The organism is Aquirufa echingensis, from assembly GCF_042714525.1.
Lineage (GTDB): Bacteria > Bacteroidota > Bacteroidia > Cytophagales > Spirosomataceae > Aquirufa > Aquirufa echingensis.
In genome coordinates, this window is the sequence record NZ_JBBKYA010000002.1 from 302,332 (window position 1) to 314,330 (window position 11,999).

Genomic DNA, 11,999 nt, shown 5'->3' on the forward strand with positions numbered 1-11,999 from the left:
AGCACTTTCAGCGGCTTGGGCACTATGTAAAATTAGAAAAAAATGAGAGGCCATGCAAACATTTTTCTAAGCTAAAAAGGATGAAAATAAATGCATATTTAAAATACACTATGACATAGCGCCATAGGAAAATCCAATGGCAGTATCCCTCTTAGAAAAGTACCATAAAATATTTTTGAAAAAAAATTTCGAGGCATCAAGGCTTTGATTTTATTGAAAATTATATACGCGCATGATTTGTATTTATGTAGATAATAATTAATTTTGCAACCCGAATAAACGAAGTCCATTCCCAGGGATTTTCCATTAATTTAAAAACAGACGGCAGGGAATCGTCATTATACAAACACAATGAAAAAAGATATCCATCCAGAATACAAAGAAGTAGTATTTCACGATTTATCAGCTGATTACAAATTCTTAACTCGTTCTTGCGTTCAAACAACTGAAACAACTGAATTCGAAGGAGCAACTTACCCAGTTTACAAACTTGAGGTTTCTTCTCAATCACACCCTTTTTACACAGGTAAAAATGTATTGTTAGATACAACAGGTCGTGTTGACAAATTCAACAAGCGTTACGCGAAGAACTAGTATTCTTTACAGTATACAAAAAAAGCCTCCACATGTCTTCATGTTGAGGCTTTTTCCGTTTATTTGCAAGATGTGGAAGACAAGCCAACTCCTTGATGATGTACAAATAAGCATACAAATGCGTCCGCTGACTTATACAAGAAAGTTAAGCGAGCTATGGGTAGGACTTAGTACGATCGAAGCCAAATGGAAATCTTTTGAAAATACCCTTTCGTCAGATACCTATATACTAGGTTCTGTATTGCCGGGCGAAGATCTCATCCAACAAATCCTTCAATTACCCTCGGACTCAGCCCTATATTGGGAAAGTCAATGGATCGCTTTTCGAGCTTCGAGTCCACAAAGCGAACATAAACAACTTATATACCTCAAGGACCGACCCGCATTCATTCAATTCCCGGAAGATTTGCTCGAAAACAATAGTCAAGCATTAGTCAACGAAATCAAACCGAACATATTTGACCTTAACAATTTTGCTGAACGCGGCAATACATGTATCAATTCCAAAAACTGCTACATTGACCCTAGCTCATCCATTACCGGATCAATATTAGATGCAAGCCAAGGACCTATCTACATCGGAAAAAACGTAACATTACAAATAGGAACCTACATCCAAGGACCAGCAGCCATCTTGCAGGATAGCATGACAAATCTAGGTGCTAAAATTCGACCCTTTACAACCATCGGCCTAGGCTGCAAAGTAGGCGGTGAAATCAGTGCAAGTATCTTTTTCCCTTACAGTAATAAATCACACGAAGGTTTTATCGGCAATTCTGTCATCGGCTCATTCTGTAACTTAGGCGCATTGACTACCTGTTCTAATGTGCGCAATGATTTAAAATCAGTTCATCTTTACAATTACGCCACAAACAACCAACGCGACACGGGACGAAAATCCTTTGGCATACTGCTCGGTGATTACGTAACAACAGGCATTCATACCAAATTTAACACCGGAACGGTCGTAGGAAACCATTGCAACATCAGTGGCACGCAATTTTTACCCAAATTCATCCCTTCCTTAACCTGGGGCGAGTATCCAAACTTTACACCCTACCGGACGGATCGTGCAGCAGAAAATGCCACGGCATGGATTCATGCCAAAAAACAAGAAATCCCTGAAAATCTGCACAGCAGCATCGAACAAATTTGGAAAGAGGAAGCAAATGCCCGAAATTAGCTTTTTCATTTTTTAGGGAAACCGCATGCGCTTTCAAGACATCCCCGGATTACAACAAACCAAGAAACAATTGAGCCAATCTGTTCTCAACGAACACATTGCCCATGCCCAATTATTTCATGGTCCTATGGGTGGTGCTCAATTAGCCATGGCAATGGCATTTACGTCCTTTTTATTCTGTACAAACCGACAAGGCGAGGATTCTTGTGGAACTTGCCCAAGTTGTCAAAAAGTACATAAAGGAATTCATCCAGACATTGTTTACCTATTCCCTAGTGTTACAACTAAAAAGATCAAAGAGGCAGAATCCGATGTCTTCCTACCTGAATGGCGTAATTTTATCACAGGAGGTCTCTTTCGCGTATTACCCGAATGGCTAGCAGCCATGGGCGCCGAAGGAAACAAACAAGGCAATATTCCGGTCGAAGAAACCCGAAAACTCTTAGGCAAAATAAGCCTTAAACCTTTCGAGGCTCCTTTCAAAGTGGTCATTATTTGGAACCCTGAATCGCTGAATTTGTCTTCCGGAAACGCTCTACTTAAAACTTTAGAGGAGCCACCCAGTGACACCCTATTTTTATTAGTTTGTTCGGATGCCCAAAAGCTGTTGACTACTATCTTATCTAGAACGCAACGCATTGCGATTCAGGCTGTCGACGAAGCATCTCTGGCTGAATTTTTAGTCAAAGAAACGGGAACGAACCTCGAAAATGCGCAAAATTTAGCGATCAGCTGCGAAGGAAATATCGCCTGGGCTTTGGACAAGGCGAAGTCGGAGAATTTAAGCACTTCTACCTGGTTTGCCGACTGGATGCGTGCCGTATATCAAAAGAATCTAAGTAAGCTAGTTGGCCTCGCCGACCAATTCGATGGCCTCGCAAAAGAGGACCAAAAAAGCTTATTGGAATACGCATTGCACATTTTCAGACAATGTTTATATCAAATTTCGGAAGCCCCAACGTTAATTAAAGCATTGGAAAAAGAGAAGGCTTTTATCGCCAATTTTTCCAAAACGTTGAACCGTCAATCCATTGAAAAAATAAGCGAAAAAGTATCCACAGCACATTATCATTTAGAAAGAAATGGTCGGGCAAAAATGATCCATTTGGATTTATCTTTACAAATAATTCGAATAGCTAATGCCAACAAATAAACTCATCCGAATTGGAACGCGAAATTCAGCACTTGCCATGTGGCAAGCGAGGCATATCGCAAGTTTGTTGGAAAATGCAGGCTACACGGTAGAAATCGTTGATATTGTTACCATCGGAGATAAAATTTTGGATCGTTCGCTTTCCAAAATAGGTGCCAAAGGCGTATTTACCGAGGAATTAGAGACCATGTTGCGAAATGGGGAAATAGATATTGCCCAACATTCCGCAAAAGACCTTCCGTCTACTTTGGCTGCAGATTTGCCATTAATCGCTTTTACAAAACGGGAAGCCGCGCATGATGTGGTTCTTAGTCTAAATCCAGATTTCCGTTTAGCTTCGAATAAAGGAGCTGTTGTTGGAACTTCAAGCACACGCCGACGCGCGATGATGGCGAAAGAATTTCCCCAACATAGCTTGGTGGAAATGCGAGGTAACCTCCAAACAAGATTGGAAAAATTAAAGAGTGGGACTAGCGATGCAATGATTTTGGCTTTTGCCGGCGTACATCGCATGGGAATGGAATCTTATATTGTTGAACATTTACCCATCGAAACATTTACACCTGCTGTAGGACAAGGATCAGTTGCTATTCAAAGCTCTAGCCGATTAGATCCTGCATTATCAGCATCTATACGAAAACTTTGCAATGATGACGCAACGGAAGCCTGTTTGTTGGCTGAACGACATTTATTAGCGCAATTAGACGGAGGTTGTAGTGTTCCGGTATATGGACATGCACAACAACATAAGGACGGACTATATTTACGAGGTGGGGTCCTTGGCTTAAAAGGAGAAGTTGAAATGGTAGCATCTGCCACAGGATCTAACCCAGAACAGCTAGGAAAAGCAGTAGCTCAAAATTTAATTGGACAAGGTGCACAAACTCTTTTACAAGATATCAGGAAACAATTAGCATCATGAAAAAAACCATTCTCATAACGGGATCAAATGGCCTATTGGGGCAAAAATTAGTTGACCTACTTAGCAAAGAGTCGGCCGTTAATTTGATCGCAACAGCACGAGGAGAAAACCGTTTGCCTAATCGAGATGGATATACCTATCATTCACTTGACATCACGGACCCACAAGCCGTAGAGAATGTTTTTGCTACCTTCAAACCTGAAATTGTCATACATACAGCGGCAATGACGAATGTAGACATCTGCGAAAGTGATTTAGTTGGATGCGAAGCACTGAATGTCAAAGCGGTGGAATACATCGTAGCAGCTTGCTCAAAATACGACACATTTCTCTGCCATTTATCAACCGACTTCATTTTCGATGGAGAGGCAGGACCCTATGATGAAGAAGCTGTTCCAAATCCAATCTCTGTTTATGGCGAAAGTAAATTAAGAGCAGAACAAATTGTTCAAGCATCCTCCATCCGATGGGCTATTGCGCGGACCGTATTGGTTTTTGGAATCGTCCCGGATATGAGTCGGACGAATATTATTCTTTGGGTCAAAAAATCCCTAGAAGAAGGCAAGCAAATCAATGTGGTTACCGATCAATTCAGAACCCCTACCCTAGCGGAGGACCTCGCGATTGGCTGTTGGCTAATCGCCCAGAAAGAAGCTGAAGGTATTTTCAATATTTCAGGAGAGGAGCTATTAACACCCTATGAAATGGCGATTAAAACGGCGGAATTCTTTCATTTACCTACGAATTTAATCCAGCAAGCTGATTCGTCGACCTTTTCTCAACCAGCTAAAAGACCTCCAAGAACAGGTTTTATATTAACGAAAGCCAAATCGGTTTTAGGCTATAAACCGAGAACTTTTAGCGAGGGAATTGCCTTGATGGCAACCCAGATACAATAAAAAAAGGTCGTCCAATTGGGCGACCTTTTTTATGCATTATAAAGATTAAACTATTCCAATTCTTCTTCAGTATCATTTTCGATGGGCGCTTGTGGTAGAATTTCGATTGAGCTTTCCACTTGTTTGGCAACCTCTTTATTTTCCTCTTGCAAAGTTTCCCAAAGTAAGTCTTTCAACTCTTGAATTCCAGTATTCGTAACAGATGAAATGAATACCAAAGGAAGGTCTTTTGGAAGACTTTCACGCATCTCCTCTTCCATTTCGGGAATGGATAAATCCATTTTAGAAACAACGAGCACGCGACGTTTATGCAATAATTCGGGGTTATATTTTTCTAACTCTCCCACTAAAATCTTGTATTCATCGCCCCAGTTTTCTGCATCAGAAGGAATTAAAAAGCAGAGGATTGAATTCCGCTCGATGTGACGCAAAAAGCGTAAACCAAGTCCTTTCCCTTCTGCGGCTCCTTCGATAATTCCTGGAATATCGGCAACGACAAATGATTTATAATCACGGTAAGCTACAACGCCTAGGTTGGGAACTAAGGTCGTAAAAGGGTAATCGGCGATTTCTGGCTTAGCAGCTGAGAGAACTGATAAAAGTGTGGATTTCCCAGCATTCGGGAATCCAACTAAACCGACATCGGCTAAGACTTTTAATTCCATAACCACCCAACGCTCCAAACCCGCTTCACCCGGTTGGGCATGACGTGGGGATTGATTGGTAGAAGATTTAAAGTGCGTGTTTCCTAAACCGCCACGACCACCTGGTAATAACAAGACTTTTTGGCCTTCTTCTGTTACTTCAGCTAAAAACTCGTTGGTTTCTGCATCTTTAACAATCGTTCCTAAAGGAACTTCAATGAAAATATCTTCACCTTCCATTCCTGAACGACGACCACCTTCGCCACCTTTGCCATTATCGGCAATGATGTGTTTTTGAAATTTCAAATGCAGTAAAGTCCAGTGTTGACTATTTCCTACAATATAGACATGACCTCCCCGACCACCATCACCTCCATCTGGGCCACCTTTGGGAACGTGCTTTTCTCTTCTAAAGTGAGATGAACCACTTCCACCGCGTCCAGAACGCAAGTTAATTTTAACGTAATCAATGAAATTTGATGTCATAATTTAGTCATTAGTCGCTAGTCACTAGCAAATCTTTTTCGAGTATTGAAGATAAGGGCCGAAATCACTAGTCACTAGTCACTAGTCACTAGCCCACAGTCATATCCAACACCTCTTACCTCTTAATTCTTACTTCTCTTCAATAATGGAAACAATTTGAGCGAAAATTTGCTCAATTTCTCCTACTCCATTGATGCCTGTAAATTTACCTTGGTTGGCATAAAAATCAGTTACAGGGGCTGTTTTCTCGGTATATTCTTGTACGCGCTTACGAATTAAATCTTCGTTTTGGTCATCAGGTCTTCCTGAAGTTTTACCACGCTCCAAAAGACGTTGCGTTAATTCTTCATCCGCTACCTCTAAGGCAATCATTTGAGAAATCCCTACGCCATGTTGGGTTAATAATTCATCCAATGCAGCAGCTTGAGCCACAGTACGCGGAAAGCCGTCAAAGATAAAGCCGGCTGCGGATTTATTTTCGTTCAACTTATTATCGATCATGCCAATAACCACAGCATCCGGAACTAATATCCCTTGATCCATTAATTTTTTGGCTTCTAAGCCCAAGGTCGTGCCTGCAGCAATTTCAGCACGCAACAAATCGCCCGTAGACAAATGAATTAATCCATATTTCTCAATCAATTTCGCCGATTGAGTTCCTTTTCCGGCACCTGGAGGGCCAAACAAAACCAAGTTTAACATAAGCTTTTCTTTATAATATAAACGAAAGACAAAGTTACGCAAAGCATTGAGATTTACCTATGAAGAATATGCTAATTACCTGATTATTAAGAAACCATAACCTTTCCATAAATTTTATAACAATTTCAAAAAATAATTACAAAACAGTATAGCATGGGTTAATTTGTTTTATATATTGCTAGACAACGTCGACGTGATTGGTATTACATCGACTATCACTCAAACCTTATATTTTATGAAAAACAATTTCTACGTAAGCAGAGTGGTCTTTCTAATGGCCTTCATGTTAACCCTATCATGGGTGGCCTTTGGACAAGACCGAAAAGTTACCGGTAGTATCCAAGATGCCAAGGGCGGAGGAATACCAGGTGTTTCTGTTGCTGTCAAAGGTACAACTACCGGAACAACAACAGATGGTAATGGAGCTTTCTCCATTAATGTGAAAAGCGGAAACGCTGAATTAGTCATTACTTCGGTTGGCTATGTTTCCAAAAGTGTTGCCGTTGGCAATCGTACAAGCATCACAGTTAAACTGGATGAAGACGTTAGTCAATTGAGCGAAGTAGTCGTAACAGGTTACTCATCCCAACGTAAAAAAGATATTACGGGAGCGGTAACTGTTGTAGGTACTAAGGAACTTAATGCAGTTCCTGCAGCATCTGTAACGCAAATGTTACAAGGTCGTGCTTCCGGTGTAACTGTTGGTAATGATAATTCACCGGGTGGAGGAACGATGGTTCGTATCCGTGGATTTGGTTCAATCAACAACAACTCTCCTTTGTATGTTATTGATGGTGTTCCTACTCAAGGTACATTGAACCAGATTAACCCAGCAGATATCGAATCGATGCAGGTATTGAAGGATGCATCTGCAGCTTCAATCTATGGTGCACGTGCAGCAAATGGGGTTGTGATTATCACGACAAAACGTGGTTCTGAAGGTGAGCCTAAAATCAATTTTGATATGTATACAGGAACACAAGATGTGGGAAAAACACTTGATTTGTTGAATACAAAAGAATTAGGACAATACTATTATGAGTCTGAAATTGGTGCAGGAAAGCCAGCAGGAACTTCTCCTTCAGCGCAGTATCGTTTCGGCGCAGATGGTTCTCAAACGATTTCAGATTATATCTATCCAAACGTTTTTGGTGAGCTTCCAGCTAACTACACTTACACAAATAATATTGCTGATCCTAACTTAGGAAAAACAGCATTCAATATTTCAAAATCAAACAAAGAAGGTACGGATTGGCAGCATGCGATTTTTGGCCCAGCTAAAATCTCCAACTACCAATTAAGTGCTACAGGTGGCACTAAAGGTGGTAAATATGCTATTTCAGCAAGTTACTTCAATCAGGATGGTATCTTAAAGTATACGGGATATTCTCGTTATTCTGTTCGTGCAAATACAGAATTCAAAAAAGGGAAATTAACTTTTGGTGAAAACTTTACTGTAACATATGATGAGAAAATTGGTGTTCCATCAGGAAACAACAACGAATCCAATCCGATCATGTTTGCGATTCGTATTCAGCCAATCATTCCTGTATTTGATATCACGGGTGGCCCTCGTGGCTTAGGTGGCACAAATACATCTGACTTAAACGGATTTGCGGGTTCTAGAGGTTCTAATTTAGGAAATGCTCCTAACCCATTAGCACGCCAATGGAGAGAGAAAGATAACCCAACAAAAGGTTCTCACATCTTTGGAAACGTTTTTGCTGAAGTTGAAATCATCAAAGATTTGAAAGCTCGTACAAGTTTAGGTTTCGAATATAACAACTCGAATCAATCGGTTTATTTAAACCGTGATATTGAAGCAGCTGAACCACGTTCTTCAAACAGCTTAACGGTTTATAACAACTATGATCGCGCGGTAACTTGGTTTAACACCTTGAATTACAACAAAACTTTAGGGGATCATACAGTGAATGTATTAGTAGGTACGGAATCTGTTTCTACCTATGCATTTGGATTTAATGCAGCACGTTCAAATTTTGCATTTGATGATTTATCCTATCGTTATTTAAATAACGGTTCGGCAGCAGGTTTATCTAATGCTGGATCTGGTGCAACTATTACAGCCTTATTCTCACAATTCGGAAAAGTAAACTATGCTTACAAAGATTTATTGTTAGCCGACTTTACATTGCGTCGTGATGGTTCATCTCGTTTTGCTGCTGATTATCGTTATGGTGTGTTCCCTGCGTTTTCTTTAGGAGCTCGTTTAACAGAATTAGCATTCATGAAGGATTTAACTTTTGTGAACGAATTGAAAGTTCGTGGTGGTTGGGGTAAAACGGGTAATCAGTTGATTCCAAACGTATATAACGCATATACATTATTTACTCCCGATCCTAACAACAATGCATACGATATTTCAGGTTCAGGTAACTCAATTGCTACCGGTTTTGATGTCGCGCAATTTGGAAACACAAACGGCCGTTGGGAGACAAATACATCTACAAACATTGGGGTTGATGCAAGCTTCTGGAATAATAAATTAGACGTAAATTTAGATTGGTACACACGTACAACGTCTGACATGTTAACGCAAGTACCTATTCCAAAAACAGCAGGTTCAGCAACCATTCCATATGTGAATATTGGAGAAGTAAACAACACAGGTATTGACATTAACGTAACTTACCGTGATCAAATTGGAGATTTACGTTACAGTATCTCTGGTCAATTCAGTCAATACAAAAACAAAGTGGTAAAATTGAATGATGACCCGAATGCAACAGTATTTGGATACTCTACGCGTCTTCCAGCTATCTCAGTTACAAAGGCAGGATTACCACTTGCTAGTTTCTATGGCTATATTGTGGATGGTGTAATCAAGGATGATGCAGAAGCAGCAGCAGCTCCTAAGTTTGGAACTTACACGCGTGCCGGTGTTTTCAAATTCCGTGATGTGAATGGCGATGGTGTAATCACAGCTGCAGATAAAACGATTATTGGTAATCCGCATCCAGATTTCACATATGGATTAAACTTAAATCTAGGGTATAAAAACTGGGATTTAACGGTATTTGCTCAAGGTGTTCAAGGAAATGAATTGTTCAACTACTTGAAATATTGGACTGACTTCAACACATTCCAAGGTAACCGTTCAAAAGATATGTTATACAACTCGTGGAAAAAGCAAGGGGATGTAGCACTTCTTCCTCGCTTAAACTCACAAGACGGAACAAGTCAACAAATCTCGACTTATTTTGTAGAGGATGGATCATACATGCGCATCAAGAATATCCAATTAACATATAATGTTCCGAAGGTATTCTTAAGCAAAATCAAATTGAGCTCTTTACAAGTGTATGTTCAAGGTCAAAACTTGTTCACGTTCACGAAATACAAAGGCTTAGATCCAGACATCAACTTGAGAACTTCAGGTAATGACAATCAAGATATTCACATGGGTATTGATGAAGGTGCATTCCCTGTTGCTAAATCATACAATGTTGGTTTAAGAGTAGGATTTTAATTAGATATATCATTTGAAAATAAATCAGATATAAAATGAAAAAGTTAATCATAATCGCTTCATTAGTCGCGACAGTAGGTGTCAACTTTTCTTGTTCAGATAGTTTCTTCGCAATTGAACCACAAGGTGCCGCGTCGTTGACTTCATTGAGTAATAAGAATGGTGTAAACGCCTTATTAATTGGAGCCTACTCCCTTATGGATGGTGTAGGTGCTGGAAATACAGGACGTCAGTCCACAATTTCAAATTACGTTTTTGGCGGTATTACTTCCGGTGATGCTGTAAAAGGAACGGATATTGGTGACCAGCCAGAGCAAGAGTACATCGAGCAATTCAACTGGCTTTCAGATAACACGTACTTCTTAGGTAAATGGCAACATTCATATGATGGTGTTGCTCGTGCAAACGAAGCATTGATGTTGGCCAAAAGTGCTGATGTAAAAGACATGACAGATGCTGAAAAAACACAAGTTGTTGCAGAAGCTCGTTTCTTACGTGGTCACTACCATTTTGAAGCAAAGAAAATGTGGAACATGGTTCCCTACATTGATGAGAATGTATATAAACGCGATGATCCAAACTCAACTAAAATTCCAAATGACAAGGACATTTGGGCGAACATTGAGGCGGACTTCAAATTTGCAGCAGATAACCTTCCAGCTACTCAAGCACAAAAAGGTCGTGCAACAAAGTGGGCAGCTAAGACGTATTTAGCTAAGGCTATGATGTTCCAAGCATCTAAGAATCCTGCAAAATATGCTGAGGCGAAAACATTGTTATTAGATGTCTACAATAATTCTGGTAAAAAATTAATGCCAAATTACCATGACAACTACCGTAACATTACGAACAACAATGCAGAATCTATTTTCGAAGTGGAATTCTCTGTGAATGATGGTTCTACTGGTAATAATGGTAACGCTGGTGATAACTTGAACTGGCCATATTCAGCCAACTCACCAGGTCGTGGATGTTGTGGTTTCTATTTGCCATCACAAAACTTAGTGAATGCATTCAAAACGGATGCAGATGGCTTACCGATGATTGGTTCGAAAGCAGATGGTACAGCTGACAGTTATAATGCTGTTGATTTACCTAACGATCAAGGCTTGAAATCAAACCAAGCTTTCGATTTGAAGAAAGATGTACCGGTAGATCCTCGCTTGGATTGGACAGTAGGTCGTCGTGGTGTAAACTTCCTAGACTGGGGTAAAATGCCAGGCTATGATTGGATCCGTAACCAAAACTATTCAGGTCCTTACATCGGTAAAAAATGGATGTATTATTTAGCAGACGAAGGAAGCTCTACTCACTCAACAAGTAAACGTGCGGTTAACAACAATTACCGCTTGTTGAAAATGTCATCCGTTATTCTTTGGTTAGCGGAATGTGAAGTTGAATTGGGTAATTTAGGTGAAGCTGAAAAATATGTCAACTTGATTCGTAACCGTGCAAAAACGGGATCTGTTCAAGATGCAAGTGTGAATTATGTAGTGAACCCTTATCCTACAGGTACATTCGCTTCAAAAGGCAAAGAGTATGCACAAAATGCCGTTCGCATGGAGAGCCGTTTAGAGTTTGCTATGGAAGGTCACCGCTTCTTCGACTTAGTTCGTTGGGGTATCGCTCAGCCATATCTTCAAAAATACATCGAAGAAGAGTCTAAAAATGGCACGGACTTAACAGGTAGAACCTATAACAAAAGAGGTTATTTAGCAGGTAAAAAAGATAACTTCAAAGTAGGAAGAAATGAATATTTCCCATTGCCAAACGATGAGATTCTAAATTCACAAAAAGCAGGTGCAGCTACCTTGAAGCAAAATCCTGGATATTAATTCGTTTTTTGTTTTGTTTAAAAGTCAGGACTTCGGTCCTGACTTTTTTTATTTAATCTCGACAAGAATTAACCTATATTTGAATAAATTA

Annotated in this window: 9 protein-coding genes; 7 read left to right on the forward strand and 2 right to left on the reverse strand. The window is 40.0% G+C overall.

Annotated elements, in window-relative coordinates; all coding sequences use genetic code 11:
• Positions 1-351 precede the first annotated feature (351 nt).
• The 5 genes from SKC38_RS03960 to SKC38_RS03980 all read left to right on the forward strand — a co-directional run bounded on the left by SKC38_RS03960 (position 352) and on the right by SKC38_RS03980 (position 4,751).
• Positions 352-594, forward strand: coding sequence for a type B 50S ribosomal protein L31 (locus tag SKC38_RS03960; protein ID WP_315576023.1), 243 nt, complete (start codon positions 352-354; stop codon positions 592-594).
• A 70-nt stretch (positions 595-664) separates the two neighbouring features.
• Positions 665-1,777 carry a putative sugar nucleotidyl transferase gene (locus SKC38_RS03965; RefSeq protein WP_377975295.1) on the forward strand — a complete coding sequence of 371 codons (1,113 nt, stop codon included), beginning with the start codon at positions 665-667 and terminating at the stop codon, positions 1,775-1,777.
• Between the two features lie 25 nt (positions 1,778-1,802).
• The gene (locus SKC38_RS03970) at positions 1,803-2,930 is read left to right on the forward strand and encodes a DNA polymerase III subunit (RefSeq protein ID WP_377975297.1); all 1,128 of its coding nucleotides are present in this window, start codon (positions 1,803-1,805) and stop codon (positions 2,928-2,930) included.
• Positions 2,917-3,852: a hydroxymethylbilane synthase gene (gene hemC, locus SKC38_RS03975; RefSeq protein ID WP_377975299.1), complete on the forward strand. Its 936-nt coding sequence runs from the start codon at positions 2,917-2,919 to the stop codon at positions 3,850-3,852. The genes SKC38_RS03970 and hemC overlap by 14 nt, the downstream gene beginning before the upstream one ends.
• Positions 3,849-4,751 carry an SDR family oxidoreductase gene (locus SKC38_RS03980; RefSeq protein ID WP_377975301.1) on the forward strand — a complete coding sequence of 301 codons (903 nt, stop codon included), beginning with the start codon at positions 3,849-3,851 and terminating at the stop codon, positions 4,749-4,751. The genes hemC and SKC38_RS03980 overlap by 4 nt, the downstream gene beginning before the upstream one ends.
• 50 nt (positions 4,752-4,801) lie before the next feature.
• Here SKC38_RS03980 and obgE read toward each other — a convergent pair whose 3' ends face one another.
• Both obgE and SKC38_RS03990 read right to left on the reverse strand, forming a co-directional pair.
• A complete protein-coding gene (obgE, locus tag SKC38_RS03985; protein ID WP_377975735.1) occupies positions 4,802-5,884 on the reverse strand; it encodes a GTPase ObgE in 1,083 nt (360 codons plus the stop codon).
• Positions 5,885-6,010: 126 nt separating this feature from the next.
• Positions 6,011-6,583, reverse strand: a complete 573-nt coding sequence (locus tag SKC38_RS03990; protein WP_377975303.1) for an adenylate kinase — start codon at positions 6,581-6,583, stop codon at positions 6,011-6,013.
• A gap of 235 nt (positions 6,584-6,818) precedes the next feature.
• Here SKC38_RS03990 and SKC38_RS03995 point away from each other — a divergent pair, with 235 nt between their 5' ends.
• Positions 6,819-10,073, forward strand: a complete 3,255-nt coding sequence (locus tag SKC38_RS03995) for a SusC/RagA family TonB-linked outer membrane protein (RefSeq protein ID WP_377975304.1) — start codon at positions 6,819-6,821, stop codon at positions 10,071-10,073.
• 35 nt (positions 10,074-10,108) lie between these two features.
• Entirely contained in the window at positions 10,109-11,908 is a 1,800-nt protein-coding gene (locus SKC38_RS04000; protein WP_377975306.1) for a RagB/SusD family nutrient uptake outer membrane protein, read from the forward strand.
• The last annotated feature ends 91 nt before the right edge of the window (positions 11,909-11,999 follow it).

Coding starts and splice junctions, on each gene's coding strand:
- SKC38_RS03965 (WP_377975295.1), top strand. CDS start 665: ATGTGGAAGACAAGCCAACTCCTTGATGATGTACAAATAAGCATACAA.
- SKC38_RS03960 (WP_315576023.1), top strand. CDS start 352: ATGAAAAAAGATATCCATCCAGAATACAAAGAAGTAGTATTTCACGAT.
- hemC (WP_377975299.1), top strand. CDS start 2,917: ATGCCAACAAATAAACTCATCCGAATTGGAACGCGAAATTCAGCACTT.
- SKC38_RS03980 (WP_377975301.1), top strand. CDS start 3,849: ATGAAAAAAACCATTCTCATAACGGGATCAAATGGCCTATTGGGGCAA.
- SKC38_RS04000 (WP_377975306.1), top strand. CDS start 10,109: ATGAAAAAGTTAATCATAATCGCTTCATTAGTCGCGACAGTAGGTGTC.
- SKC38_RS03970 (WP_377975297.1), top strand. CDS start 1,803: ATGCGCTTTCAAGACATCCCCGGATTACAACAAACCAAGAAACAATTG.
- SKC38_RS03995 (WP_377975304.1), top strand. CDS start 6,819: ATGAAAAACAATTTCTACGTAAGCAGAGTGGTCTTTCTAATGGCCTTC.
- SKC38_RS03990 (WP_377975303.1), bottom strand. CDS start 6,583: ATGTTAAACTTGGTTTTGTTTGGCCCTCCAGGTGCCGGAAAAGGAACT.